26 protein-coding genes are annotated in these 26483 nt (G+C 43.8%); 13 read left to right on the forward strand and 13 right to left on the reverse strand.

Annotated features, from left to right (window positions below; genetic code table 11):
• From rlmH to lipA, 8 genes are all read left to right on the forward strand, one after another.
• A complete protein-coding gene (gene rlmH, locus BCT34_RS10925; protein WP_048657916.1) occupies positions 1 to 471 on the forward strand; it encodes a 23S rRNA (pseudouridine(1915)-N(3))-methyltransferase RlmH in 471 nt (156 codons plus the stop codon).
• A 6-nt stretch (positions 472 to 477) separates the two neighbouring features.
• Positions 478 to 2370 (forward strand): penicillin-binding protein 2, encoded by a 1893-nt coding sequence (gene mrdA, locus BCT34_RS10930; protein ID WP_076654619.1) that lies wholly within the window; start codon positions 478 to 480, stop codon positions 2368 to 2370.
• Positions 2370 to 3491 carry a rod shape-determining protein RodA gene (gene rodA / locus BCT34_RS10935; RefSeq protein ID WP_048607962.1) on the forward strand — a complete coding sequence of 374 codons (1122 nt, stop codon included), beginning with the start codon at positions 2370 to 2372 and terminating at the stop codon, positions 3489 to 3491. Before mrdA ends, rodA begins: the two co-directional genes overlap by 1 nt.
• Positions 3492 to 3494: 3 nt before the next feature.
• Complete coding sequence (locus BCT34_RS10940; protein ID WP_076654620.1) at positions 3495 to 4334, forward strand: septal ring lytic transglycosylase RlpA family protein; 840 nt, start codon at positions 3495 to 3497, stop codon at positions 4332 to 4334.
• Positions 4335 to 4427: 93 nt separating this feature from the next.
• Positions 4428 to 5609: a serine hydrolase gene (locus tag BCT34_RS10945; protein ID WP_083702834.1), complete on the forward strand. Its 1182-nt coding sequence runs from the start codon at positions 4428 to 4430 to the stop codon at positions 5607 to 5609.
• Positions 5610 to 5841: 232 nt separating this feature from the next.
• Positions 5842 to 6120 (forward strand): DUF493 family protein YbeD, encoded by a 279-nt coding sequence (gene ybeD / locus BCT34_RS10950; protein WP_026084358.1) that lies wholly within the window; start codon positions 5842 to 5844, stop codon positions 6118 to 6120.
• Positions 6121 to 6315: 195 nt separating this feature from the next.
• A complete protein-coding gene (gene lipB / locus BCT34_RS10955; RefSeq protein WP_076654621.1) occupies positions 6316 to 6975 on the forward strand; it encodes a lipoyl(octanoyl) transferase LipB in 660 nt (219 codons plus the stop codon).
• A gap of 4 nt (positions 6976 to 6979) precedes the next feature.
• Positions 6980 to 7945 (forward strand): lipoyl synthase, encoded by a 966-nt coding sequence (gene lipA / locus BCT34_RS10960; protein ID WP_076654622.1) that lies wholly within the window; start codon positions 6980 to 6982, stop codon positions 7943 to 7945.
• 100 nt (positions 7946 to 8045) lie between these two features.
• On the opposite strand, the gene BCT34_RS10965 is transcribed toward lipA, so the two are convergent.
• The 3 genes from BCT34_RS10965 to BCT34_RS10975 form a co-directional block, all read right to left on the reverse strand.
• Positions 8046 to 9407, reverse strand: coding sequence for a sodium-dependent transporter (locus tag BCT34_RS10965; RefSeq protein ID WP_076654623.1), 1362 nt, complete (start codon positions 9405 to 9407; stop codon positions 8046 to 8048).
• Positions 9408 to 9686: 279 nt separating this feature from the next.
• Positions 9687 to 10481, reverse strand: coding sequence for a YggN family protein (locus tag BCT34_RS10970; protein WP_083702835.1), 795 nt, complete (start codon positions 10479 to 10481; stop codon positions 9687 to 9689).
• Between the two features lie 86 nt (positions 10482 to 10567).
• Positions 10568 to 11041 (reverse strand): GreA/GreB family elongation factor, encoded by a 474-nt coding sequence (locus tag BCT34_RS10975; protein ID WP_076654624.1) that lies wholly within the window; start codon positions 11039 to 11041, stop codon positions 10568 to 10570.
• A 145-nt stretch (positions 11042 to 11186) separates the two neighbouring features.
• On the opposite strand from BCT34_RS10975, the gene BCT34_RS10980 reads away from it, so the two are divergent.
• Positions 11187 to 13121: a RecQ family ATP-dependent DNA helicase gene (locus tag BCT34_RS10980; protein WP_076654625.1), complete on the forward strand. Its 1935-nt coding sequence runs from the start codon at positions 11187 to 11189 to the stop codon at positions 13119 to 13121.
• A gap of 79 nt (positions 13122 to 13200) precedes the next feature.
• Here the strand turns inward: BCT34_RS10980 and dinB are convergent, their stop codons facing one another.
• Positions 13201 to 14277 carry a DNA polymerase IV gene (dinB, locus tag BCT34_RS10985; RefSeq protein WP_076654626.1) on the reverse strand — a complete coding sequence of 359 codons (1077 nt, stop codon included), beginning with the start codon at positions 14275 to 14277 and terminating at the stop codon, positions 13201 to 13203.
• A 164-nt stretch (positions 14278 to 14441) separates the two neighbouring features.
• Between dinB and BCT34_RS10990 the strand changes: the two genes are divergently transcribed.
• Positions 14442 to 15680, forward strand: a complete 1239-nt coding sequence (locus BCT34_RS10990) for a response regulator (protein WP_076654627.1) — start codon at positions 14442 to 14444, stop codon at positions 15678 to 15680.
• Positions 15681 to 15813: 133 nt separating this feature from the next.
• On the opposite strand, the gene nqrM is transcribed toward BCT34_RS10990, so the two are convergent.
• From nqrM to bolA, 9 genes are all read right to left on the reverse strand, one after another.
• Positions 15814 to 16068 (reverse strand): (Na+)-NQR maturation NqrM, encoded by a 255-nt coding sequence (gene nqrM / locus BCT34_RS10995; protein WP_009848378.1) that lies wholly within the window; start codon positions 16066 to 16068, stop codon positions 15814 to 15816.
• Positions 16069 to 16084: 16 nt separating this feature from the next.
• Complete coding sequence (locus BCT34_RS11000; RefSeq protein ID WP_076654628.1) at positions 16085 to 17089, reverse strand: FAD:protein FMN transferase; 1005 nt, start codon at positions 17087 to 17089, stop codon at positions 16085 to 16087.
• A gap of 174 nt (positions 17090 to 17263) precedes the next feature.
• Positions 17264 to 18490, reverse strand: a complete 1227-nt coding sequence (gene nqrF / locus BCT34_RS11005) for an NADH:ubiquinone reductase (Na(+)-transporting) subunit F (protein ID WP_008223085.1) — start codon at positions 18488 to 18490, stop codon at positions 17264 to 17266.
• A 29-nt stretch (positions 18491 to 18519) separates the two neighbouring features.
• The gene (gene nqrE, locus BCT34_RS11010; RefSeq protein WP_009848375.1) at positions 18520 to 19116 is read right to left on the reverse strand and encodes an NADH:ubiquinone reductase (Na(+)-transporting) subunit E; all 597 of its coding nucleotides are present in this window, start codon (positions 19114 to 19116) and stop codon (positions 18520 to 18522) included.
• Between the two features lie 7 nt (positions 19117 to 19123).
• The gene (locus BCT34_RS11015; RefSeq protein ID WP_008223083.1) at positions 19124 to 19756 is read right to left on the reverse strand and encodes an NADH:ubiquinone reductase (Na(+)-transporting) subunit D; all 633 of its coding nucleotides are present in this window, start codon (positions 19754 to 19756) and stop codon (positions 19124 to 19126) included.
• Positions 19756 to 20523: a Na(+)-translocating NADH-quinone reductase subunit C gene (locus BCT34_RS11020; protein WP_076654629.1), complete on the reverse strand. Its 768-nt coding sequence runs from the start codon at positions 20521 to 20523 to the stop codon at positions 19756 to 19758. The genes BCT34_RS11015 and BCT34_RS11020 overlap by 1 nt, the downstream gene beginning before the upstream one ends.
• A complete protein-coding gene (locus BCT34_RS11025; protein ID WP_076654630.1) occupies positions 20513 to 21757 on the reverse strand; it encodes an NADH:ubiquinone reductase (Na(+)-transporting) subunit B in 1245 nt (414 codons plus the stop codon). Before BCT34_RS11025 ends, BCT34_RS11020 begins: the two co-directional genes overlap by 11 nt.
• A gap of 5 nt (positions 21758 to 21762) precedes the next feature.
• On the reverse strand, positions 21763 to 23103 hold the full coding sequence (locus BCT34_RS11030; RefSeq protein ID WP_076654631.1) for a Na(+)-translocating NADH-quinone reductase subunit A: 1341 nt from the start codon (positions 23101 to 23103) through the stop codon (positions 21763 to 21765).
• Positions 23104 to 23624: 521 nt separating this feature from the next.
• Positions 23625 to 23933 (reverse strand): transcriptional regulator BolA, encoded by a 309-nt coding sequence (gene bolA / locus BCT34_RS11035; RefSeq protein ID WP_076654632.1) that lies wholly within the window; start codon positions 23931 to 23933, stop codon positions 23625 to 23627.
• Positions 23934 to 24107: 174 nt separating this feature from the next.
• Here bolA and BCT34_RS11040 point away from each other — a divergent pair, with 174 nt between their 5' ends.
• From BCT34_RS11040 to BCT34_RS11050, 3 genes are all read left to right on the forward strand, one after another.
• Positions 24108 to 25259, forward strand: a complete 1152-nt coding sequence (locus BCT34_RS11040) for a methyltransferase (protein WP_076654633.1) — start codon at positions 24108 to 24110, stop codon at positions 25257 to 25259.
• 66 nt (positions 25260 to 25325) lie between these two features.
• Positions 25326 to 25895, forward strand: a complete 570-nt coding sequence (locus BCT34_RS11045) for a YajG family lipoprotein (RefSeq protein WP_048663688.1) — start codon at positions 25326 to 25328, stop codon at positions 25893 to 25895.
• A complete protein-coding gene (locus BCT34_RS11050; protein ID WP_076654634.1) occupies positions 25895 to 26443 on the forward strand; it encodes a peptidylprolyl isomerase in 549 nt (182 codons plus the stop codon). Before BCT34_RS11045 ends, BCT34_RS11050 begins: the two co-directional genes overlap by 1 nt.
• Positions 26444 to 26483 lie beyond the last annotated feature (40 nt).

A 26483-nucleotide genomic window follows, 5' to 3' on the forward strand; every position in this document is an offset into this window, starting at 1 on the left:
TTGAAGATCCAGTTAATCGCAGTTGGTACAAAAATGCCAAAATGGGTTGAAGAAGGCTTTCAAGAATATAAGCGCCGCTTCCCTCATGATATGCCATTAGAACTCATTGAAATCACTGCGGGTAAACGCGGTAAAAATGCTGACATTGCACGTATCCTTCAAAAAGAAGGCGAAGCAATGTTGGCTGCCGTTCCAAAAGGCAATCGCATTGTCACTCTTGATATCCCAGGTAAAAAGTGGGATACCCCGCAACTGGCAGAGCAATTGGAAAGCTGGAAGTTGGATGGACGCGATGTTTCTATCCTTATTGGCGGGCCTGAAGGATTAGCACCTGCATGTAAAGCGGCAGCAGACCAAAGTTGGTCTCTATCGGCACTTACTCTCCCTCACCCATTAGTACGCGTTATCATGGCTGAAAGCTTGTATCGAGCTTGGAGCATCACTGCTAACCACCCTTATCATCGAGAATAAGCGTTAATGTTACGTAAACGTAGCCAAATCCGTGACTACAAAGCAGAAGCACGACTATTTAATAGTCGTGCTTTTGTTGCGTTTGCAGGGATCATAGTGATGATGTCGATGTTGGTTATGAATCTTTACAACATTCAAATCAACCAATATCAGGACTATAAAACCCGCTCTAACGACAACCGTATCAAGGTCGTTCCAATCGCACCCAACCGTGGTTTGATTTACGATCGCAACGGTGTGCTTCTTGCCGAAAACCGCCCTGTTTTCAATCTAGAAATTACACCAGAAAAAATAAAAGATATGGATGACACGCTTGTCCGTCTACAAGAATTAATCGAGATTCCACCAGAACGCATCGAGCGTTTTAATCGTGATCGCCGTAATTCAAGACGCTTCAAGTCAGTGCCGATTCTGAATCAACTTACCGAAGAACAGGTTGCAATCTTCTCTGTAAACCAACATAAATTCCCAGGCGTTGAAGTCACAGGTACGTTAAAACGTTTCTACCCTTATGGTGATGTGCTCACTCACGTTATTGGTTATGTATCGCGCATCAATGACCGTGATATGCAGCGCCTAGCAAGAGAAGAAAAAGACGCCAATTACCAAGCGACTCGTGACATCGGTAAACTTGGCATTGAGCGCTACTACGAAGACATGTTGCACGGTACTGCTGGCTATCAAGAAGTCGAAGTGAACAGCCGTGGACGAGTGATCCGTACCCTCAAGTTTGTGCCTTCGATTCCAGGTAAAGATATCGTGCTCAATTTGGATATCAATCTACAGCTTTATGTCCATAAGCTACTTGATGACCGCCGTGGCTCAGCTATCGTTCTCGATCCGAAAGACAACGGTGTTTTAGCTATGGTATCTAGCCCAAGCTACGATCCAAATGCATTCGTACACGGCATTTCGTCTAAAGGTTACAACGCACTACTTCAAGATAAAGACCGACCTTTGGTTAACCGTGCAACGCTAGGTATTTATCCACCAGCATCCACGATCAAACCATTCATAGCCGTCGCAGCTCTGCAAGAAGGTGTGATTACACCAAACACAACACGTAATGACCCAGGCTACTGGAAAATACCAAATTCGAAAACGAAGCCGTTCCGCGACTGGTTACGTTGGGGGCACGGTGTCGTTGATATAGAAAAAGCCATCGAAGAGTCAGTGGATACCTTCTTCTACCAGATAGCCTTTGATCTAGGCATCGATCGCCTATCTAAGTGGATGATGTTGTTTGGCTTCGGTGATTACACCGGCATCGATATCTACGAAGAAAGTAAAGCGAACATGCCAACCCGTGAATGGAAGATGGCAAGACACCGTGTGCCTTGGTATCAAGGTGACACCATCCCTGTTGGTATTGGCCAAGGCTACTGGACTGCAACACCAATGCAGATTGCGAAAGCGACCTCTGTTTTGGTTAATGAAGGCGAAGTAACAGCCCCTCATCTGCTACGTGCGACGATTGATAATGGTCAGCCATTTGATGAGCAAACAATCTCAGAAATCGAGACGTATCCGCCAGTGACTGGAGTTAAGCAGAAATACTGGGACATCGCGCAAGAAGGTATGAGATTGGTAAACCACGGTAAGAAAGGCACTGCAAGACGTTCATTCCAAAAGATGTCTTACCAAACCGCTGGTAAATCGGGGACAGCGCAGGTATTCGGCTTAAAAGAAGATGAAGAGTACAACGCGGACGAAATCGCTGAGCACTTACGCGACCACGCCCTCTTTACTGGCTACGCGCCTTTTGAAGATCCAGAAGCTGTCGTGACTATCGTTCTAGAGAACGCAGGTGGCGGTTCTTCTAACGGCGGACCAGTAGTAAGAAGGATTTTAGACCACATTATCCTTGCAGAAGATTATCAAAGTGAGCCAATTAAATAATGAAACTTGATCCTTCAACTGGACGAAATAGAGCCCTATTCGAAAGGCTGCATATCGACCTGCCGCTATTGCTTGGCATTCTGGTTTTAATGGGCTTTGCCCTACTGATCATGTACAGCGCGAGCGGACAAAGCCTTGCGATGATGGATCGCCAGGCGATGCGTATGGCTCTGTCTTTAGGTGTGATGATTTTCTTAGCACAAATCTCACCTCGCACTTATGAGACCCTAGCACCACTGCTTTTTGCAGGTGGTGTTATCTTACTATTGGGCGTGTTGTTCTTTGGTGAAGCCTCTAAAGGTGCACAGCGTTGGCTGAATTTCGGCTTTGTTCGATTCCAACCCTCAGAGCTATTGAAACTTGCAGTGCCTTTGATGCTAGCACGATTTATCGGTAAACGCTCACTTCCACCAACCTTTCAAACATTAGCAATCTCGCTAGTGATGGTGTTTGTACCGACAATTCTAATTGCGAAGCAACCCGACCTAGGCACATCTATCCTTATCGCCGCATCCGGGATCTTCGTGATATTCCTGGCAGGTATCAGTTGGAAAATCATTGCTAGTGCTGCAATCGCGTTAGGGGCATTTATCCCAATCTTATGGTTCTTCTTGATGCGCGAATATCAAAAAGTACGTGTAAGAACCCTTTTTGATCCTGAATCAGATCCATTAGGTGCGGGTTACCACATCATTCAAAGTAAGATTGCGATAGGTTCTGGTGGTATATCCGGAAAAGGCTGGTTGCAAGGTACTCAGTCCCAACTCGAGTTCATTCCAGAAAGACACACCGACTTCATTTTTGCGGTTATTGCCGAAGAATGGGGCATGATAGGTATATTGTTCTTACTTGCTATCTACCTATTCATTATTGGCCGTGGCTTAGTACTTGCGAGCCAAGCTCAAACGGCATTCGGTCGAATGATGGGCGGCAGTATTGTACTGAGCTTCTTCGTTTATATTTTTGTAAACATTGGCATGGTAAGTGGCATTCTGCCTGTGGTTGGAGTTCCTCTTCCTCTAGTCAGTTATGGCGGTACTTCAATGGTTACCCTTATGGCTGGTTTTGGTATTTTAATGTCGATCCATACACACAGAAAAGCATTCTCAAAGGCGACCTAATCGATGTCTATTACAACGTTTCAAAAAAAAGCATCCTTGGTTGACGAGCTGCCAATCAAAAAAATAGTTTCTATCTTGGGGCTAGCGATTTTAATCAATGGTTGTTCTTCAAAACAGCCAGCAGGCCGCTACGATATTGATTCAGATATTGCACCAGACGCACCGATCTCAGTAGAGCATCTCGAGGATGCTCACCCTCAATATGAACCTTACAGTTTAGGTGGTAACACTGATTACACCCTGCGTGGTGAAGACTACAAGATCATAAGAAAGACCGAAGGGTTTACTGAGAAAGGCAAAGCCTCTTGGTACGGTAAGAAATTTCATGGTCACTTGACATCAAATGGCGAGATCTACGACATGTATTCAATGTCGGCAGCGCACAAAACATTGCCGATTCCAAGCTACGTAAAGGTAACGAATACCGACAATAACAAAACGACGATTGTTCGTATCAATGACCGCGGCCCATTCCATGAAGGCCGAATCATTGACCTTAGTTATGCGGCAGCTTACAAGCTCGATGTGTTGAGAACCGGCACAGCAAATGTTGAGATTGAAGTTATTACAGTAGCTATGCCAACAGACGCAAATAAAAAGGCCGCTTTACCGCAATTTATCATTCAAGTCGCGACATCTCCGCATGAAGATAGAACCGAGAAGTTAGCCAAAGATCTTAGCGAAAAGCTAGAAGTAGCAACGTTCTTGCAGCCAAATGATGGCAACTATCGTCTGATGATTGGGCCATTTCATGACTATGCTCTGACTCAAGAGAAATTAGAACAAGTTAAGCTAATGGGTTACCCGTCAGCTTATATAAAGAAACACACCCTAACTCGCTAATTAATCTAACAGTTACTTCTGGTAATCAGCGCTCTGGTGTGACAGAGTGATTCTGTTAATATATGAATAGTTCACCAAATAATTGCATTCAAAATGATTAAATCTAATAAACTTGTTAAATCGATTTTTGCTACTTCTGTTGCTCTTTCTGCAACAATAGCTACATCGTCATTCGCCGCTCCTATTGTTGTTCCTGATGCACCTCAAATCGCCGCTAAAGGTTTTGTTCTGATGGATTACCATTCAGGCAAAGTACTAGCAGAGAAAGAGATGAATACTCAACTTTCTCCAGCAAGTTTAACCAAGATGATGACGAGCTACGTTATTGGCCAAGAGCTTGAGCGTGGCAACATCAACCTAAACGACGATGTAGTTATCAGTGAAAATGCTTGGGCTAAAAACTTCCCAGACTCATCTAAGATGTTCGTTGAAGTTGGTACTACGGTTAAAGTTGAAGAGCTGAACCGCGGCATCATCATTCAATCAGGTAACGACGCATGTGTTGCGATGGCTGAACACATCGCTGGCTCTGAAGATGCATTCGTTGACCTAATGAACGCTTGGGCAAGCTCTATCGGCATGAAAGACACGCACTTTGCTAACGTGCACGGTCTAGACAACCCGAACCTATACTCTACGCCTTACGATATGGCGTTACTTGGTCAAGCGCTGATTCGTGACGTGCCTGACGAGTACCGTATCTACTCACAGAAAAAATTCACTTACAACGGCATCACCCAATACAACCGTAACGGTCTGTTATGGGATAAGAGCATGAACGTTGACGGCATCAAAACGGGCCACACAAGCAATGCGGGTTACAGCCTAGTAAGCTCAGCGACAGAAGGCAAAATGCGCCTAGTTGCTGTAGTTATGGGTACCAAAAATGCTAATGCTCGTAAGACAGAAAGCAAAAAGCTGCTTAGCTACGGCTTCCGCTTCTTTGAAACAGTAGCACCACACACAGCAGGTGAAACCTTCGTAGAAGAGAAGATCTGGATGGGCAGCAAAGACACAGTTGCGCTCGGTGTCGACGAAGATACGTTTGTTACGCTACCACGTGGTCAAGCTAAGAACCTGAAGGCAAGCTTCGTTCTTGAGAAAGAGCTAGAAGCACCAATCAGCAAAGGCGATGTGGTTGGTAAACTATTCTACCAAGTAGATGGTGAAGACGTTGCTGAATACCCGCTACTAGCACTTGAAGATGTAGACCAAGGTAGCCTATTCAGTCGCCTGTGGGACTACCTAGTACTGCTGTTCAAAGGCTTATTCTAAGTAAGTAAATGGTTTGTTCTAAACAAAACCTAAACTTCTTATAAAGCTAACTTAATGAGTAAGTTCATTATTTACTCATTAACGAAACAAAAGCCGCCACGTGCGGCTTTTGTTGATCTTGAGTTCGATGATATTTACACGTAATATTCCGCCTTATTACTCGTGTCTGTAGACCGAACACGCTTTTTATCGACATTTCGCCAATTTGCGAGAGTCTAGCCTTTTGGAGCTAATCATGAACATCAATTCTGATGCAAAACTAAAAGACCTCTTAGAGTTCCCTTGTTCATTCACTTACAAAGTAATGGGCCACGCTAAGCCAGAACTGACTGAGCTAGTACTAGAAGTGATCCAGCGTCATGCTCCTGGTGACTACAGCCCAACACTAAAACCGAGTGCAAAGGGTAACTACCACTCTGTTTCTATCAATATTACTGCGACTTCAATTGAACAAGTAGAAACGCTTTACAAAGAACTTGGCGAGATCGAAATCGTTCGTATGGTTCTGTAATCACCGATTACACATGAAAAACAGCGGCTTATTGCCGCTGTTTTTGTTTAAAGCCCTCGTTTGCCATCAAATTCATTCAACTTAATTTTCAATAAATACAAAGAAAGTTGAAAAACCTTGCAGTCCGTCTGTAGTTAGAATCCTGTTTCACGTTTATAATGCGTTCACTTTATTAATCCTTGAGGGAGTGCAGCTTTGCAAAATAAGCTAATCGTAAAAAAATTAGGCCGTCAGGATTACGAACCTGTATGGAAAGCCATGCATAAGTTCACAGACGAACGCACGGAAGAAGACGCAGACCAAGTTTGGTTGGTTGAACACAACCCTGTCTTCACTCAAGGACAAGCAGGAAAAGCTGAGCATGTATTAAATGCCGGTGATATCCCTGTAATACAAAGCGATCGCGGTGGCCAGGTGACTTACCACGGCCCAGGCCAGTTAGTGGCTTACTTTCTGATTAACATCCGCCGCAAGAAATTCGGAGTACGCGATTTGGTGACTCATATCGAGAACCTCGTAATCAATACTCTGAAAGCTTACAATATAGATTCAGCTGCCCGACCTGACGCTCCTGGTGTTTATGTCGATGGCAAGAAGATCTGTTCACTCGGATTACGCATTCGACGTGGTTGCTCGTTCCACGGGCTAGCACTCAACGTCAATATGGATCTGTCTCCATTCCAACGTATTAACCCATGTGGTTATCAAGGTATGGAAATGGCACAAGTAAGCCAGTTAGGCGGACCAAGTGAACTAGAAAACGTTGAGCAACAGTTAATACAAGAGCTCGTAGAGCTACTCGGCTATGACCAGGTAGACATTCAAGCCACCAGTAACATTACAGCAGAAGCATAAAATCATGAGCAAACCAATCCAAATGGAAAAAGGCGTTAAATATCGTGACGCTGACAAAATGGCATTAATTCCCGTAAAGAATATGCCTGCTGAACAGAAAGAAGTTCTACGTAAGCCTGAATGGATGAAGATTAAACTTCCTTCAGACAGCCATCGTATTCAAGAAATCAAATCAGCAATGCGTAAAAACAACCTGCACTCAGTTTGTGAAGAAGCGTCTTGCCCTAACCTAGCCGAGTGTTTCAACCACGGTACGGCAACGTTTATGATTCTTGGCGCTATCTGTACTCGTCGCTGCCCGTTCTGTGATGTTGCTCATGGTCGTCCTGTTGCTCCTGAAGCTGAAGAGCCGAAGAAACTAGCTAAGACGATTAAAGACATGAAACTGAAGTACGTTGTAATCACTTCTGTTGACCGTGATGACTTGCGTGACGGCGGTGCTCAGCACTTTGCTGACTGTAACCGTGAGATTCGCGAATTAAACCCAAATATTCGTATCGAAACACTGGTTCCAGACTTCCGCGGTCGTATGGACGTTGCACTTGATCTAATGAAAGACAACCCGCCAGATGTTTTCAACCACAACCTAGAGACAGCGCCACGTCTATACCGTAAAGCTCGTCCAGGTGCGAACTACAAGTGGTCTCTTAACCTACTTAAGAAATTCAAAGAGCAGCACCCTGATATCCCAACAAAATCAGGTGTGATGATGGGTCTTGGTGAGACGAAAGAAGAGATCGTTCAAGTTCTGAAAGACCTTCGCGAACATGGTGTGACTATGCTGACACTAGGCCAATACCTAGCACCAAGCCGTCACCACTTACCAGTAGAACGCTACGTGCCGCCTTCTGAGTTCGATGAGCTAAAAGAGATTGCTCTAGAGCTTGGCTTCACTCACGCAGCGTGTGGCCCGTTTGTACGTTCTTCTTACCATGCAGACCTACAAGCTCAAGGTATGGAAATTAAGTAATCTGATTTCTAAACAGATATAAGAAAGGCGCTCTTCCTATTGGTAGAGCGCCTTTTTCTTATCAGCTATTTAACTAAATTAACTATCAGACTAATAATCTTTACCCAAACGATGCCCAGATTACCGTTGCCACTAAGATTGGGCACACGAACTTCACATACACCGGCCAAACCTTACCAAACCAACCCAATTGAAAATCAGGACAACCTTGCTCAAGCTCTTTCACTTTTGAAACACGGCTCCATACCCAACCACCAAATAGGCAGAACATCAGTGCTGCGACCGGTTGAAGGTATTGAGTGGCTATCATCGCCACCATGCCAAACATCGCTGCAAAGTTGTAAACAATCACCACACTAAACAGCGCAATAGCACCACCAATCACCCAACTTGTTGGGGTTCTTCTGGTATTGAATCGCTCACTCACTAATGCAACTGGACCTTCTAGCATTGAGATAGAAGAAGTCAGTGCAGCAATCGTTAGCAGTAAGAAGAACACAATTGCGAAGATCTGGCCAAGCACACCTAAACTATCAAACATCAACGGCAGAACCGTGAATACTAGCGTGTCAGAGCTTAATAGTGAGCCGTCTTCAGCGTAGATTTGAACGCCTTTTTGCATCGCAACAAACATCGCTGGCATTACCACTAAGCCAGCAATAAAAGCAACTGCGGTATCAACCAAAGTAACGTTCATGGCCATTTTTGGCAGGTTTTCTTTCTTGCTTAAGTAAGAACCGTAAACCAACATTGAGCAGCCACCAATGGTGAGCGAAAAGAAACCCTGCCCCATTGCCGCTAGGATCAGTTTTCTATCCCACACTTTCTCGAAGTCTGGCACTAGGTAATGCTTTAGGCCTTCCATCGCGCCTGATTGCGTCATGATGTAAACAAACAGTAGGCCGAACAATACAAACAGTGCAGGCATTAAGCGCGTCGACCACTTCTCGATACCTTGTTTAACACCACCCTGTACAATCAAAATCGTCAGTACGTAGAACGCAACGGTTCCAAAGACATTACGCTCAACGCTGAAACCTTTAAACCAATCCGCAATCGCCTCTAGGCCAATAAGATCTGCAACAGCGCCGATTAGGAAGCAGATCAACCAACCGCCGACAATGCTATAGAACGCTAATACTGCGCTTGGAACACTGAGACCAATCCAACCAACAAACTCACCGACTTTCTTGCCTAGCGGGTTAGTAGTTAGTGAACGCATACTATCGACTGGGTTCGCTTGGCCGTGGCGACCAATCGCCATCTCAACCACCAGCATCGGGAAAGCAACCACGAAGATCATGATTAGGTAAACAAGCAGAAAAGCACCACCACCGTTGCTGGCAACTTGAGTTGGGAAACCCCAAATATTACCCAAGCCAACGGCTGCACCGGCCGCTGCTAAAATAAAACCCAAACGAGAGCTAAAGTGCTCTCTTGAAGAGGAAGATTGTTGGTCCATATCGCCCGCATTAAAAATCAGTGAACTAGTTGAGGAGTACAGTAATAAAAAGCAATGATAGGCACAACCAATAAATGAACAATTCTCTAATTTTTACAATCAATGCGCTATTTAGAACCACAAAATTAACAAAAATCCAGTTCGATAGTTTTTTTATTACTAGATAGAAAAGGATTATCAGCACATCTCAGTCACCAAACCGGATACTGAACGTTGAGCAAATGATACAAACAAAAAGAGCACCAACCGGTGCTCTTGCTATTCATCACTAGATTCAAATTAGATCGTGAATACTTGGTAATCTTTTAGGTTCGGAATGATTTCATGCAGCTCTTGTTCTTGCTCTGCCATCTCATCAAGTGAATCACAGAACTCAGTGCCTTCCTCTTCCATTTGCTGGGCATGCTCTTTCATTCGCTCTTCAACTTTAAGCTTTAACTCAGCCATGCTATCAGCCAATTCAGTCAGGTTTAACCCACCCTCTTGTTTCATTTTTTCTGACATCGCATTGAACGCACTAGAGATGAATTCTTGGTTAAAGATCTCTTTTGCCTTCTCGAAATCTTCAGACCAGCCATTGGCCATCGAATCAAAGCTTTCTGCTGGTAACACTAACTCGCCATCTTTGTAGTAACGAGCTTCCAGTTCCGCAAAGTAGGTTTTCATTGATTCTTTTACATTATCAAATGACTCAGGAGAATCTAGGCTAGCCGCGATATCATCAATAACGTCATTAGCTAACGCTAAGCTATCGCTAGCCATTTGTTTTGCTCGTGGTAAGTACTCGCTCATGCTTTCACGGTATTTCTCAATTGCCGCTTGTTGGTCGGCATCAAGCTCAACCTTCTCACCATGAATATAGAGATCGTTGTTGCCATCAAAAACAGCAGTATCACCATTCACTTGATGGATTTCGACTTTTTGGTCATCGATTCGTAATTCATTCTTCAAATCAACTCGGCACTGAGCAGCAAACGTTGGCAGACTCACAACAGAGATTACCGCTGTTAACGATGCGATTAATACATTGTTTTTAATAAATATTTTATTTTTCATAAATACATTGCTTTTCATAACATCCTCTCATCAATCTGACAGATTACTATACCCTTGGATTATGCTTCTATGTCAGAGAAACGTTTTATATATTAGTCAGTTAGTTAGTCGATAGAGATAACTTCGTAGCAAAACTGTTTATCAGCGACTTTAAATTCAATCTCATCGCCAACTTCTTTACCCATTAGAGCCTGACCAAAAGGTGCATTTGCCGTCACAATAGCAACTTCATTGTCATTCCACGAGACAGAAAGCCCCCCTACTCTCGGCCCCATAAAGAAATGTTTATATTGCTCATGCTCGTCTATGACCACAACATAGCTGCTCACCGTAATCTTCTCGCTATCACGCAGTACTAAGTTGCGATAACACTGAATGTCATCCTCACACTCTTGCACCCTCACCGCTTGACCATGGGCGAGATACGAAGCTTCTAGCGCCAATGTATCGTACTTATGCTCTGGCACTGTCTCTTCATCTGTCGCAGCATCAATCGCGCGTTGAGTAGCAGATTGTGCGATACGTAATCGGGATTCGAGTTGCTCTATGATTATTTGGCGAAGCTCAGACTTATTCATACTATTGGGGTGCTTTTCTATAGGAGCTACAGAATAGAATTAGGTACAATCAGGTGCAAGACATTTGATTCATCAAGCGACGCTATCATGAATAGGCGCCCGCTTTAGCATCAATACGACACTTAATAACTCAGGTAGAACATAAATGATTGAGCAGAAGCTAAAACAAGTATTCGGATTCGACTCACTGCGTAATGGGCAAAAGCAAGTCATTGATAACGTTCTATCTGGTCACTCGACTGCGGCCATATTCCCGACAGGCTCAGGTAAATCACTGTGCTATCAATTACCAGCATTAGAGTTGCCGCACTTAACCTTGGTGATATCGCCACTGTTAGCCTTGATGAAAGACCAACTCGCTTTCCTGCACAGTAAAGGCATTAGCGCAGCTGCAATCGAGTCAAGCCAAGACAGACAAACCACACAACAGGTCATGCAGTCGGTACGTAATGGGGACACAAAGATCCTCATGATCTCCGTTGAGCGCTTGAAGAACGAACGCTTTCGTCAGTTTATCTCCCAAGTACCAATCTCACTGCTTGTAGTCGATGAAGCGCACTGTATTTCAGAATGGGGACACAACTTCAGACCAGATTATCTGAAGCTTCCTCAATACCAAAAACAGCTCAATATTCCTCAAGTACTGCTACTGACAGCCACCGCAACCACCTCGGTTATCCAAGATATGAAGTCAAAGTTTGAAATTGATGAAGAGCGCGTTGTGGTTACGGGTTTCTATCGTCAAAATCTCGATCTGTCGATTCAACCTTGCGAACAAACCAACAAGCTAGAAACCTTGTGTAATGTCGTTAACCAAGCTTCTCTCGCTCCGACTATTGTTTATGTCACCCTTCAACAAACAGCTGAGATGGTTGCTCAGCAACTTCGTAATGCTGGCGTTAATGCCGTGGCTTACCATGCGGGCCTTAAGCCTGAAAACAGAGATGCCATACAACATCAATTCATGAATGATGACGTCAACTGTATCGTGGCAACGATTGCGTTTGGTATGGGCGTAGATAAGTCCAACATTCGCCGAGTGATTCACTTTGATTTACCAAAATCGATCGAGAACTACTCACAAGAGATCGGCAGAGCGGGACGAGATGGTCAAGCGTCTGAATGTATTCTACTCGCTAACAAACATGGTTTAAGCACTCTCGAGAACTTCGTTTTTGGTGATACACCTGACAACATATCGATCCAAGCAGTATTGAAAGAGATCTACGAAAATCAAAACATTGGTGCTTCTGGCTCAAACCAATGGGAAATCATGCTCAACCAACTATCGCGTGAATCCAACATTCGTCAGTTGCCACTAAAGACGCTGCTGGTGTATCTCGAAATTGAAGGCGTGATTGAGCCGAAGTACAGCTACTTTGCTGATTACAAATTTAAGTTCATTCGCCCAAAGCAACAGATCACAGAGCAATTTCAAGGTGAACGTCGTCAATTTGTAGAAGCGATTTTCCAATGCTCTCCTCAGGCAAGAGTGTGGTGCCAAGTCGACTTCGATGCGCTTTGGACTCATTTCCAAGCTGATCGTCAGCGCGTGATTGCGGCTATCGACTACTTCAATGAACAGGGCTGGATTGAGCTAGAAAGCAAACAAATCACGGATGTCTACGCGATCCACAATACTTCTGAAGATGTAATGCAACTGTCCGAACGCCTAACTGAGTTGTTTAAAGCAAAAGAAAACAGCGAGATAAACCGTCTTAACCAAATGCTGAATTTCTTTGAGGCGGATACTTGCCTAAGCTCACGCCTTGCGAGTTACTTTGCCGATGATAAAGTACCAACCAACTGTGGTCATTGCTCTGTATGTCGAGGAGAAGTGGCAATCTTACCAACCGTTGATGTTGAACCTGTCGATGATGAGACGGTGATAACATGGATACATGAGTTCATTTCCGCTAGCCAACAACTGATTACCGACGAGGCAATTACTCGCTTCTTGTGTGGAATCGCTACACCGCTTTCAACCAAACTGAAAGCCAGTAAAATGGTCGGTTACGGTAAGCTAGAGCAGCAACCATTCAGTGATACCTTAGCGCGAGTTAAACAGCTTCCTAGGTAACCTCAGCTCTACATATAAATCATCGACTAAGCTACCAAGCTTAGTCGGTGTTCATCAAACTCATTCACAATCAGTTTATTTAGAAGAAACTCAACTGACGCATTTGGTCTTTGGGTTGTAGCATCACACTTAAACCAAGCAAGCGTATTTCTCGTCCTTGTTGTCTTTTCAGTATTTCACTCAACAATTCTTTGAAATGTTCGCGATCCAGAGAGGCGTGTATGTGCTCAATAGTGGTTTGCTGAAAATCGGCGAACTTGAGCTTAATTCCTTGTTTGATGATCGCTTTGCTTGGACTAGCCTTTTCTAGGCGAGTTTCAAGCTCAGGAAACAGCTTGTCTTCGATTACCTGCCAACATTCGGCGTAGGTTGAAATGTTTTGGGTGAAGGTGCGCTCTACGCCGACTGATTTTCGCTCGCGCTCGATAATAACTTCTCGATCATCAACACCATGACTGCGCTTCCAGAGTGATGCACCTTGACGGCCAAACTTAAGCAGTAGGTCGCGATAGTCAGACTCTTTAATATCCTTACAAGTAAAGAAACCTGCTTGATGGAGCTTTTCAATGCTCACCTTGCCAACGCCGGGAATCTTTTCGAGTGGCAATTCATCTATCACTGATTGTACGTCTTGTGGAGGGATAACAAACTGACCATTGGGCTTATTCAGATCCGAGGCCACTTTCGCTAAGAATTTAATCGGCGCAATACCAGCAGAAGCTGTCAGGTTCAGTTCGTTCCATATATCCCGACGAATCGACTCGGCAATCAGAGTGGCCGAACCGTGACATTGTTTAGAATCGGTGACATCAAGAAAAGCTTCATCTAAAGAAAGAGGTTCAATGATAGATGTGTATCGAGCGAATATTTCACGGATTTTTTTAGATATCTCGACATAGACAGACATTCTTCCCGGTACAACTAATAGATTAGGGCAAAGCTGTAGCGCTTTTCCGGTTGGCATTGCAGAACGAACACCAAACTTACGCGCTTCGTAGTTACATGTACTCAAAACACCGCGTTGCTTTTCATGCCCACCCACTGCAAGCGGTCGGTTTCGGTAGGATAGGTTGTCACGCATCTCTACGGCCGCGTAAAAACAATCCATATCGACATGGATTATTTTTCTTACTTTCTCTTCACCCATGCTACACATCTAGGAATAACTCGACCTTACAACTGTATCTATAAACAGTATAATCCAATTATTATCAGATTTAAAACGATCTCGAGTCCAGCTAAAAAGGTTTCGCTTCAATAGCCATGAGCTCTTCTGATACTATTGTTAACGAGTATTTAGTCTATAAGTAGGGATCGCTTGTGAGTGAAAAAGTACTAGTGGTGGAAGATAGCCGAGCATTCCGCAACTACCTGTACCAACAGCTGAAAAATAGCGGTTATGAGGTTGCAGTTGCTGAATCGATTGCAGAAGCAAAAAACATCTTGGAACAAGAGACTGATTTCTTGTGTGCCGTATTGGATTACTGCCTACCTGATGGGCAAGACGGTGAGATCATTGATCTCGTCTTAGGCTATCAACAGAAAATAATCGTTCTTACCGGGATGTTCGACAATCAACTGCGAGAGCAAGTCCTAGCAAAAGGCGTTATTGACTACATACTTAAAGACAGCATGTCATCAGTAAGCTACCTACTCCCTCTAGTTCAAAGAATTTCGAATAATCGCCACCACAAAGCACTAGTTGTCGATGATTCTGCGGTTGTTCGCCGTTACATAGCTCAACTTCTCGAACACCAATATATTCAAACTATCCAAGCCGAAGACGGCGAACAAGCATTAAAGCTTCTGCATAACGATCCCGATATTACATTCGTTGTTACAGACCATGATATGCCGAACAAAGACGGTATAACTATGATCCGTGAAATTCGACGCGATCACGATAGAAACCAGTTGGCTATTTTAGGGCTATCGGGCAGCGATGACCGCACCATGACAGCGCGATTTCTTAAAGCGGGAGCTAACGACTTCCTTTACAAGCCTTTTAACCAAGAAGAATTTTTCTGCCGAATCCATCAACTGCTTGATATGAAAGAAGCGGCCAATGAGCTGTTTCGACATGCCAACGAGGATGCTCTTACTGGCTTATGGAATCGTCGCTATCTGTTCAATCATCCTTGTAAGGGCTGCGATCAACGAAACATTGCTATGATGGATATCGACTTCTTTAAGAAAGTGAATGATACCTTTGGCCACGATGGTGGTGATGCAGTGCTGATCGATGTGGGGAAAATCATCAAAGATCATTTCAAAGACGATGTCGCTGTGCGCTTCGGCGGCGAAGAGTTTTGTATTCAGTCATGCGGTGCGTTTGAGAGCTTCGTTGACAACTTGGAGTCCATGAGAGAAGCCATTGAAAGCCACGTTGTTGAGCATGACTCCCAAAGAATCAAGGTCAGTATCAGTATCGGCGTAACCGATTTAGACGCTAAGCTAGATGAACAGATCAAAGCCGCTGATGAGCTTCTTTATACAGCAAAAGAGCAAGGTAGAAACCAGCTAGTGTTTGCGCGTAATAGCATGCAAATAGAACAATAGCCATTCATTTTTGTTTCATCGTTAATCTGCCAAGATAAATGACTAAGCCTCAGAACCCAAAAAGCTCAAGACGATAATCTTGAGCTTTTGATTTTATAGGCAAAGAGAACTCTACCCCGACGACTGTCACCAATTAAGCGATACGGTCTTTACTCCAAGCCGCTTCTTTTTGTTGACGCTCAGCCAGCTTCTCTTCACGGTAAGCTTCACGTGCTTCACGCTTCTTACGCGCGTCACAAGGTTCAGGACAGTTACATACTTTATCAATACCAACAGCCCCTAAGCCACCACAGCTACCTTTCACAACTTTCTTTTGGATAATGTAGCCAATTGACATCGCTGCGATTACTGCAAGAAAAACACCAAATGTAATCAGAAATGTATTCATAATTATCTCGCTTACCTTATTTACCTAAGTATGGCTTAAATGCTTCAGAAGCAATTTCTTTAAAGCCATCTGCTGTTTTTACCACCATGAACACTGGGATGTTATGTTGGTTTGCGACTTCCATTCCTTTTTCCTCACCTAAGACCATAAGGCCCGTAGATAAGCCGTCTGCAGTCATTGAAGACGGGTTTAAAACAGTCACAGAAACCACTTTATGATGAAGAGGCTTTCCTGTTTCTGGGTTGATGATGTGTGAGTAACGAACACCATCACGCTCAAAATAGTTGCGGTAGTCACCAGACGTCGCGATCGCCATATCACCAGGTTCGATGATCTCTTGAATGTTGCGCTCGTCAACACTTGGCTTCTCAATTGCAATACGCCAGCCTACACTTTCACGGTTAAGGCCCTTCAAGCGGATCTCACCGCCTACCTCTACCATGTAGTTATGAATGCCAATTGAATCAAGGTAATCAGCAACAACATCAACGCCCCAACCTTTTGCAATGGTTGACAGGTCGACATACAAATTAGGCAAGTCTTTAGTTAGCTTGTTACCTTCAACGCTCAAGTGGTGAATACCAACCTTAGCTTTACGAGCAGCAAGCTCTTCATCTGATGGAACCACTTCCGGACGAGCTTCAGGACCAAACCCCCACAGATTAACTAATGGACCAACCGTAACATCTAACGCACCTTCAGTAAGACCGTTCAAACGAATCGCTTCTTTCACAACGATTGCCGTTTGTTCAGAGACTTCGAATGCGTCTGCACCTTTGTGTTGGTTAAAACGGCTCAGCTCTGAGTCTTCACGGTAAGTCGACATTTGATCATTCACTTCTTCAAGTAGACGATCGATCTCCGTATGAACTTCATTAGACTCAGGAAATTCATCACCATTGATGTATTTAATATTGTAACTAGTGCCCATTGTTGGGCCACTTAAATGCACTTGCTCTCTTGCCTGCTCACAGCCCGCAAGAAAAATCAAAGAAGTTAATGCAACAAGCCAAATTCTCACTTGCTTACTCCTGTCTAATGTTAAGGATTTATATAAGGAAAAATAAGAGTAAAAAATAGGTATTTTGAATGCCTTACTCTTTCTTATATAAGCCAGTATGTTGTCAAAAATAGTCTTAGAAAAACAAATGGCTGACTCGTGAGAGTCAGCCATAATATCAATCACTTAAGTGGATTAACCACCGAAGTCATCTAGTAGGATGTTTTCATCTTCTACACCAAGGTCTTTCAGCATGCCGATAACAGCCGCGTTCATCATTGGTGGACCACACATGTAGTACTCACAGTCTTCAGGAGCTTCGTGATCCTTCAGGTAGTTTTCGTACAATACGTTGTGGATGAAACCTGTGTAACCATCCCAGTTGTCCTCAGGTTGAGGATCAGACAGTGCACAGTGCCACACAAAGTTCTCGTTTGCAGCCGCTAGACCATCGAAATCTTCAATGTAGAACATCTCACGCTTAGAACGTGCACCGTACCAGTAAGACATCTTACGAGTAGACTTAAGACGCTTAAGTTGGTCGAAGATATGTGAACGCATTGGCGCCATACCTGCACCACCACCGATGAATACCATTTCATTGTCTGTGTCTTTAGCAAAGAACTCACCAAATGGACCAGAAATAGTACATTTGTCGCCTTCTTTAAGAGACCAGATGTATGAAGACATCACACCAGGAGCTACGTCAGGGTTGTTTGGCGGCGGAGTTGCGATACGCACGTTAAGCTTGATGATGCCTTTCTCTTCTGGGTATGAAGCCATAGAGTAAGCACGGATCGAATGCTCTTTAACGATAGACTCGTAACGGAACAAGTTGAACTTATCCCAGTCACCACGGTATTCCTCAGGAATATCGTAATCTGCGTATTTCACGTGATGTGGTTCAGCTTCAATCTGAATGTAACCACCCGCGCGGAACGGAACTTCTTCACCTTCAGGGATTGCTAGAGCAAGTTCTTTGATGAAAGTAGCTTCGTTGTTATTCGAGATAACAGTACATTCCCACTTTTTAACACCAAAGATATCTTCGTCTAGTTCAATCTCCATGTCAGTTTTCATAGCAACTTGACATGCAAGACGTTCGCCTTCGCGAGCTTCACCTTTTGTGATGTGATCAAGTTCAGTTGGTAGGATGTCGCCACCACCAGACTTAACTTTTACACGACACTGACCACAAGAGCCACCGCCACCACAAGCAGAAGATACGAAGATACCAGCGCCAGCTAGGGCACCAAGTAGCTTGCTACCAGGTTGAGTAACGATCGCCTTTTCAGGGTCGCCGTTTACTGAAATAGTGATGTCACCTGATGGTACCAGCTTAGACTTAGCGAAAAGAATCACTAGTACTAGAGCCAATACAATAATGGTAAACATCGCTACGCCAAGAATAATGCTTTGCATTTGTTATTCCTTATTACTGGGTGCTTACCCTACAGTTGAACACCAGAGAAAGACATAAAGCCTAACGCCATCAGACCAACAGTAATGAACGTGATACCAAGGCCACGTAGACCTGGAGGTACGTCAGAGTACTTCATCTTCTCACGGATACCCGCAAGAGCAACGATAGCTAACATCCAACCCACACCAGAACCGAAGCCGTAAACAACAGATTCAGCAAAGTTGTAGTCACGAGTTACCATGAAAGATACACCACCAAAGATTGCACAGTTAACTGTGATCAGTGGAAGGAAGATACCTAGTGCGTTGTACAAAGGTGGGAAGAAACGGTCTAGAACCATCTCTAGGATTTGTACAAGTGCAGCGATAACACCGATGAATGCGATGAAGTTAAGGAAACTTAAATCGACACCTTCAACAAGCGCGTTTTCTTTTAGGATGTGTGTGTAAACAAGGTTGTTTACAGGAACAGCGATTGTAAGTACTACAACTACCGCAACACCAAGACCAAAAGAAGTTTTAACTTTCTTAGATACCGCTAGGAATGTACACATACCTAGGAAGAAAGAAAGCGCCATGTTTTCGATGAAAATCGATTTAACTAGCAGACTAATATAATGTTCCATGACTACCTTACCCCTTCGCTTCTACTTGTTCTGGTTTGAACACACGAATTGCCCAAATCAAGAAACCAATTAGGAAGAATGCAGAAGGTGCTAGAAGCATCAAGCCGTTTGGCTGATACCAACCACCGTTGCTCACTAGAGGTAGTACTTCCATACCAAATAGTTTGCCAGAGCCTAGAAGCTCACGGAAGAAACCAACAGTGATAAGAACGAAACCGTAACCAAGACCGTTACCAAGACCATCGATTAGAGATGGGATTGGTGCAGACTTCATTGCGAATGCTTCAGCACGACCCATTACAATACAGTTAGTAATGATTAGGCCTACGAATACAGATAGCTGCTTAGAGATATCGTATAGGTATGCTTTAAGCACTTGGTCTACCACGATTACTAACGATGCGATAATTGCCATCTGAACGATGATACGCACACTGTTAGGAATGTGGTTACGGATCAAAGAAACGAAGAAGTTAGACAGAGCAGTAACGAACATTACCGCGATAGTCATAACAAATGCTGTTTCTAGCTTAGTGGTTACCGCAAGAGCAGAACACACACCAAGAACCTGTAGCGCGATTGGGTTGTTGTCCAACACCGGCGCTAAGATGCTCTTTTTAATTTCTTTTGCACTAGACATTAGTTCAGACCTCCGTCACGAACTTTTGCTAGGAACGGACCAAAGCCCATATCACCTAACCAGAAGTCAAATGTATGTTGAACACCAACGCTAGTCAGTGTCGCACCAGAAAGGCCATCTACACCGTGCTCAGAACCTTGAGGAGCGCCACCTTTAACAACCTGAATAGCAGGTTTGTGGTTTTCGTCGAATAATTTCTTACCAACGAATTGAGCACGCCAAGTTGGGTTCTCAACTTCACCACCAAGTCCAGGAGTTTCACCTTGCTCGTAGTAAGTGATACCAGAAACTGTGTTGCCATCAGTTTCTACCGCAACGAATGCGTACATCATTGACCATAGACCGTTACCGTGAACAGGGATGATAACTTTAGAAGTTTCAGCGCCATCTTTCACTAGGTATACAGTACCCGTGTTAGCACGACGAAGGATCTTAGCAATGTCATCTTCAGCTGAAAGCTTTATTGACTGAGCTGGATCTTTTGCCGCTTTACGTTGGTCGTATGCAGCAGCATCGCCGTCAACGAAATCGCCAGTAGCGAAATCAACTAGACGAGGTTCAATGTTCTCTGCGTACAGTGCTGGAATATTACCCGCAAGTTCAATGCCTGCAACTTCAAGGATCTTAGTTTGCTGATCCAGAACCGCGTTAGCTTGTTGCTTAGGTTTAAGAACAACTGCAGCTGTTGAAACGATGATTGAGCACACTAAGCTCAATGCGATAACAACAAACAGCGTCTTTTTAATGCTATCGTTATTACTTGCCATAGCGCGCTAGTCTCCGCTTAATGTTCTTCTCGATTACAACGTGGTCAAACAGAGGAGCAAATAGGTTTGCGAATAGAATCGCAAGCATCATGCCTTCTGGGTATGCAGGGTTAACTACACGAATCATTACACACATTGCGCCGATTAGGATGCCGTACCACCATTTACCACCGTTGGTAAATGACGCTGATACAGGGTCTGTTGCCATGAAGAACATACCAAATGCGAAGCCACCTAGAACTAGGTGCCAGTGCCAAGGCATGCTGAACATTGCATTCGTGTCAGAACCGATCACGTTAAACAATGTTGATACAGCAATCATACCGATCATAACACCAGCAATGATGCGCCATGAAGCAATGCCCATGTATACAATCATTGCAGCACCGATCATAAGTGCAAGCGTTGATACTTCACCGATAGAACCTGGAATATTACCAATGAATGCGTCCATCCAAGTGATTGCTTCACCAGATGTTACGTTCATTAGTGCGCTACCGCCACCTTGAGCCCATTGGCTAAGAGCAGTTGCACCAGAGAAACCGTCTGCAGCAGTCCAAACTACGTCACCTGAAATCTGTGCAGGGTATGCAAAGAATAGGAACGCACGACCAGCAAGAGCAGGGTTCAGGAAGTTACGACCCGTACCACCGAAGATCTCTTTAGCTACCACAACACCAAAGGTAATACCTAGTGCTGCTTGCCATAGAGGAAGTGTTGGCGGAACGATAAGCGCGAATAAGATAGAAGTAACAAAGAAACCTTCGTTAACTTCGTGCTTACGCACCATACAGAACAGTACTTCCCAGAAACCACCGACGATAAAGACCGTCGCGTAGATTGGTAAGAAGTAAGTCGCACCCAAGAGCATCTTACTGCCCCAACCTGCATCGGCTCCAAGAGAAGCGCCCAGCATTTCGGTTAGCCAGTAGTGCCAGTTACCATCAATGATAGAAACCAGTTCTGCACCTGAATACATGTGGTTTAGTGCTGCGATAGCTTGACCACCTGCGTTGTACATACCCCAGAACATTGCTGGGAATACCGCAAGCCAAACCATGATCATGATACGTTTTAAGTCAACGCTATCACGGACATGCGAGCTTTTCTTTGTAACTGTACCTGGTGTGTAGAAAAGTGTTGCTGCAGCTTCGTAAAGCGCAAACCACGTTTCGTGTTTACCACCTGGTTCAAAATGATGCTCGATGTCTTCAATAAACTTTTTAAGGCCCATGAAAATTACCCTTCCTTCACAATTGTATCTAGGCATTCACGAAGTAGCTGACCGTACTCGTACTTACCTGGACATACAAAGGTACACAGTGCTAAATCTTCTTCATCTAGCTCTAGCGCACCAAGTGCTTGTGCACTATCAACGTCGCCAGCACATAGATCGCGAAGCAGCAAAGTAGGCTCCATATCTAATGGCATTACTTTCTCGTAGTTACCAATTGGAACCATAGAGCGATCACTACCGTTTGTTGTCGTTGTCATGTTGAACAACTGACCTTTAAACACGTGACCAAGGAATGAACGAGTAACAGAGAACTTGTTCTTACCAGGCATAGCCCAGCCGAATAGCTCTTTATCACGACCTTCACGAAGAACCGAAACCTGTTGATGGTAACGGCCAAGGTAAGCATGTGGACCTGAAGCGTGAACACCAGATAACACTGAACCTGAGATCAGGCGAACTTCACCTGGCATCAACTCGCTGTCCGTCAACTCTTCAAGGCTAGCACCAATTTGAGTACGAACTAGACGTGGGTTGTTCACTACTGGACCAGCCAGAGAAACAACACGCTCAGCGTAAATCTCACCAGTAAGGAAAAGCTTACCGAATGCGATAACGTCTTGGTAGTTAATGCTCCACGCTACATTTTGTGCATTTACCGGGTATAGGTAATGCATATGCGTGCCTGCAAGACCTGCAGGGTGTGGGCCATCAAAAACATGTTCTTCAACGTTAGACTGAGCTGAACGAGGTAAGCTAGTACCTTTTTTACAAACGTACACTTTACCGTTAGTCAGAGTTGAAAGAAGATCTAAACCAGCAACGAAAGCATCAGACTGCTCGTTAATGATTAATTCTGGCTCAGCTGCTAGCGGATTAGTATCCATAGCAGTAACGAAAATAGCCTGAGTTTCAGAATCAACTGCTGGAACCTTGCTGAACGGACGAGTTCGCAAAGCGGTCCATGCGCCAGACTCAACTAACTGAGTTTTAACCGTTTCACGGTCAAGACTTGCTAGTTGGTTAGCTTCATAGCTATTGAACGTGATTTGCTCATTGCCTGCTACTTCAATCACTACTGATTGAAGAACACGCTTAGCACCACGGTTCACTTCAATAACTTTACCGCTTGCTGGAGAAGTAAATACAACACCTGGGTTCTTTTTATCTGCAAAAAGAACTTGGCCTTTCTTCACTTCATCACCAACGCGAGCATGCATCGTAGGACGCATACCAACGTACTCTTCGCCAAGCAAGGCGACTTTAGTGATGGACTTACCATCATTAATCACCTGGGATGGAGTTCCTGCGATAGGAAGATCCAAACCCTTCTTTATTGTAATCATACGCACTTGCACTACTTTATCGGGAAAAAGATTCTTTTAATTGCGTAAATTCGGGACGTTTTAAAATCGCCCTTAGACACGACATTACAGTGTCCGGTTTTGGTAAATTTGAGATACCAAAATCGCAACATTACATTAATAAACTCATCACAAATATTATGTGAGATTTATCAGGTGCCGTATTCTAGCATTTTTTGACAACTTGATGCCATGACCAATAACTTGAATACCGCCTTTATTTGGTGAGATTTGAAGCATATGGACTCTCAAATATGTATAAATTTGACGAGCCGCACAGATAAATTGGCTTTTGAATCGTGTTTTAAACAAGAGATTAATACTCTGTCACAAACTAATATTTTACGAGTTATGTTGAAACACTGTTAATAAAAACATTACTCATTGTAGGTATTTTTAGACGTTCGATTTACCATCAGTTTGAATGATATAACAACGAAAAACAGATGGATTTGACGACAAAAAAGGCGGCATCGCCACCTCTTCTATATTGATAAGCTTTCTTACTTACCACCGCCCATGCACATCGGGCTATCTGGCACGTTATCTAGCTGCTTCATCCATTCATCTTTTGTATAAGTGTGAATGGACAATGCATGAATATTGTTCGCTAGCTCTTCTGAAAGGGTTTTATTTACCGCTCGATGACGAGCAATAAGACGCAATCCTTCAAACACATCGCTGACAACAATCACTTTGAAATGACTCTCAGAACCAGCCGGAACATTGTGCATATAGCTCTCATTGACCACGTTTAAATGACTTGGTGAAAACTCATTGTGCAATTTTGTTTCGATAACTTCTTGGATCATTGTGATTCCTTAATAACGTATTGGCATTATCCGTGGGGTGAGTATAAACCCTAACTGGTCGAGTGTCTGAGTATTTCATAGTGAATGGCATAGGTTTGGTTGAGTTTTTTCTATCTTGTTCAGCCTGCATTTGAGACAATATCTTTGTTATTTCTTACATAAGTATCTCAAGCAATGAAAACCGAACTTACCCTTCACGACAGAACTTTGACCTTACATCGTTTCCCGAAACGTTCAAATGAAACCCTTCAAGCTTGGGATGCGGGCGACGAATACATTATTAGCCATGTAGAAGAGATGGACCTTGAACCTGGCAAACACATCCTTATCATGAACGACAGCTTCGGTGCTCTATCAACTTGGTTCTCGAAAGATCATGATGTCACTATGATGAGCGATTCCTTTATCTCTCACCGTGGTGCTCTGAAAAACTTGCAGCGCAATCAAAGTAACCGAGTAAACTTCTTGAACACAATGGATGATATCCCACATGGTATCGACCTTGTGATCATGCAGCTGCCAAAAACAAATCGCCACCTAATCTGGCAACTGAGCCAGCTACGCCAAGCACTGCCTGAAGGCTGCCAAGTGATTGGTGTCAACAAAGTCAAAGAGATTCACACCTCTACGCTTAACCTGTTCGAAAAGTACCTAGGCGAAACTAAAACATCACTAGCAAAGAAAAAACACCGCTTAGTATTCTCTTCTCCTAACTGCCAACCAATTCAAACGGTAGAGCCTTTTGTTGAATGGGATGTAGACGGTGAAGATATCCGTCTGAAAAATTTACCAAATGTTTACTCAGGGGAAGCACTCGATCAAGGTGCTCGCTATATGCTAGAGCACATCCCTCAAGATCCTGAGTTACGTCATATCATAGACCTAGGCTGTGGCAACGGTGTATTGAGTGTAAAAGCAGGGCAATTAAACCCTCAGGCTCGTATCACTTGTGTTGATGAGAGCTTTATGGCGGTGGAATCGGCGCGCCAAAATATCAAGGATAACCTTGGTGAAGAAGGCAACTTCCAGTTCATCGCCAATAACTGTTTAGATGGCTTTAAGAAGAACAGCACCTACTTAGTAATGTGTAACCCTCCATTCCATCAGCAACAAGCGATTACTGATCACATTGCATGGCAAATGTTCTGTGATGCAAAGCATGTTCTTAGCAATGGAGGCAAATTAATTGTTATTGGCAACCGACACCTCGGATACGATGTCAAACTAGCAAGACTATTTGGTGAAGCTAACGTTGAAACGCTTGAACTAAACCAAAAATTTGAGATATTACAAGCAACAAGAGAACCTGCAAATTTTAATAAATAAGCAGAAACGACTTCACAAGAATTTAAGATACCGAGCTTCTGGTGTGAATTTAGAAAGGATAAAGGAATGAAAAAACTGATTTTGGCTGCTTCTATTATGGCTTTGACAGCATGTTCAGCCCCTCAGCAAGAACAGATCAATGTAATGCCAGAAGCTTCACTAAGCTCAAGCAACCTTGTACAAGGCAAAACATACACACTAACCAGTAAAGATGTTCGTGCTGCTCAATATGTTGCATTGGTTGATAGTGGCCGTTCAAACATTCAACCAATTCACGCTAAGCAAAACATGCGTATTTCTCTAGAAAACGCTGTGGCTCAACAGTTAGAGTCTCAAGGTTTTCGTGCAAGCGTAAACAGTGAGAACTCGATTGTTTTAGAGATTCAAGAAGCACTCGTTACCGTAGAACACACCATTATGGAAAACAAAATGGACGGTAAAGTAACGCTTGAAGTTACGGCTGAAACGCCTGAAGGCAAACTAGTTAAGACATTCAACGGTACTGCAACGCGTACCGGTGCATTGAGCGCTTCAAACGATGATATCGCGATGGTGCTTAACGATGTAATCAACTTGGTATTGAAAGAAATTGCCAATGACCAAGAACTGCAAACTTACATGAAGGAACGTTTCTAATGGGTCGTATTCTATCTTCTATCGCATTAATGCTGGTGAGCGTGAGCGTTTGGGCTGGTCCTAAAGTGAACGTAGAGACAACATTAGGCGACTTCACTATCGAGCTTAACCAAGAGCAAGCACCAGTTAGTGCTGAGAACTTTCTGAAATACGTTGCTGACGGCAGCTATGAAGGCACCATCTTCCATCGTGTTATTCCTGGTTTTATGGCGCAAGGTGGCGGTTTCGATCAAGAGATGAATCAACAAGCGACTTACGCTCCTATCAAGAATGAAGGTAGCAATGGCTTGAAGAACGATACAGCATCAATCGCGATGGCTCGTACTAATGCGCCAGATTCTGCAACTCGCCAGTTCTTCATTAACTTCGCTAACAACGATTTCTTAAACGCTAAAGGTGGCAACCCAGGTTACGCTGTCTTTGGTAAAGTAACCGAAGGCTTTGACGTTGTTCAAAAGATGGCAACAATTCCGACTAAGCGAATGGGACGCATGTCAGACATCCCAGTCGACCCAATCGTCATCACTAAAGTGACCCTTCTTAAGTAATCCAATGTAACGCCCTTATTTCTTAAGGGCGTTTTTCTAT

Origin of the sequence: Vibrio sp. 10N.261.45.E2 (assembly GCF_002875705.1) — a bacterium.
GTDB lineage: Bacteria > Pseudomonadota > Gammaproteobacteria > Enterobacterales > Vibrionaceae > Vibrio.

What these genes read in the sequence shown, in the direction of transcription:
- rodA (WP_048607962.1), top strand. Translation starts at nt 2,370, where the DNA reads ATGAAACTTGATCCTTCAACTGGACGAAATAGAGCCCTATTCGAAAGG.
- nqrF (WP_008223085.1), bottom strand. Translation starts at nt 18,490, where the DNA reads ATGCAAAGCATTATTCTTGGCGTAGCGATGTTTACCATTATTGTATTG.
- BCT34_RS11050 (WP_076654634.1), top strand. Translation starts at nt 25,895, where the DNA reads ATGGGTCGTATTCTATCTTCTATCGCATTAATGCTGGTGAGCGTGAGC.
- BCT34_RS10970 (WP_083702835.1), bottom strand. Translation starts at nt 10,481, where the DNA reads ATGAAAAGCAATGTATTTATGAAAAATAAAATATTTATTAAAAACAAT.
- mrdA (WP_076654619.1), top strand. Translation starts at nt 478, where the DNA reads ATGTTACGTAAACGTAGCCAAATCCGTGACTACAAAGCAGAAGCACGA.
- BCT34_RS10975 (WP_076654624.1), bottom strand. Translation starts at nt 11,041, where the DNA reads ATGAATAAGTCTGAGCTTCGCCAAATAATCATAGAGCAACTCGAATCC.
- BCT34_RS10945 (WP_083702834.1), top strand. Translation starts at nt 4,428, where the DNA reads ATGATTAAATCTAATAAACTTGTTAAATCGATTTTTGCTACTTCTGTT.
- BCT34_RS11025 (WP_076654630.1), bottom strand. Translation starts at nt 21,757, where the DNA reads ATGGGCCTTAAAAAGTTTATTGAAGACATCGAGCATCATTTTGAACCA.
- BCT34_RS11015 (WP_008223083.1), bottom strand. Translation starts at nt 19,756, where the DNA reads ATGTCTAGTGCAAAAGAAATTAAAAAGAGCATCTTAGCGCCGGTGTTG.
- BCT34_RS11040 (WP_076654633.1), top strand. Translation starts at nt 24,108, where the DNA reads ATGAAAACCGAACTTACCCTTCACGACAGAACTTTGACCTTACATCGT.
- dinB (WP_076654626.1), bottom strand. Translation starts at nt 14,277, where the DNA reads ATGTGTAGCATGGGTGAAGAGAAAGTAAGAAAAATAATCCATGTCGAT.
- BCT34_RS10940 (WP_076654620.1), top strand. Translation starts at nt 3,495, where the DNA reads ATGTCTATTACAACGTTTCAAAAAAAAGCATCCTTGGTTGACGAGCTG.
- bolA (WP_076654632.1), bottom strand. Translation starts at nt 23,933, where the DNA reads ATGATCCAAGAAGTTATCGAAACAAAATTGCACAATGAGTTTTCACCA.
- BCT34_RS11020 (WP_076654629.1), bottom strand. Translation starts at nt 20,523, where the DNA reads ATGGCAAGTAATAACGATAGCATTAAAAAGACGCTGTTTGTTGTTATC.
- BCT34_RS10980 (WP_076654625.1), top strand. Translation starts at nt 11,187, where the DNA reads ATGATTGAGCAGAAGCTAAAACAAGTATTCGGATTCGACTCACTGCGT.
- nqrM (WP_009848378.1), bottom strand. Translation starts at nt 16,068, where the DNA reads ATGAATACATTTCTGATTACATTTGGTGTTTTTCTTGCAGTAATCGCA.
- nqrE (WP_009848375.1), bottom strand. Translation starts at nt 19,116, where the DNA reads ATGGAACATTATATTAGTCTGCTAGTTAAATCGATTTTCATCGAAAAC.
- BCT34_RS10965 (WP_076654623.1), bottom strand. Translation starts at nt 9,407, where the DNA reads ATGGACCAACAATCTTCCTCTTCAAGAGAGCACTTTAGCTCTCGTTTG.
- BCT34_RS11030 (WP_076654631.1), bottom strand. Translation starts at nt 23,103, where the DNA reads ATGATTACAATAAAGAAGGGTTTGGATCTTCCTATCGCAGGAACTCCA.
- lipA (WP_076654622.1), top strand. Translation starts at nt 6,980, where the DNA reads ATGAGCAAACCAATCCAAATGGAAAAAGGCGTTAAATATCGTGACGCT.
- BCT34_RS11045 (WP_048663688.1), top strand. Translation starts at nt 25,326, where the DNA reads ATGAAAAAACTGATTTTGGCTGCTTCTATTATGGCTTTGACAGCATGT.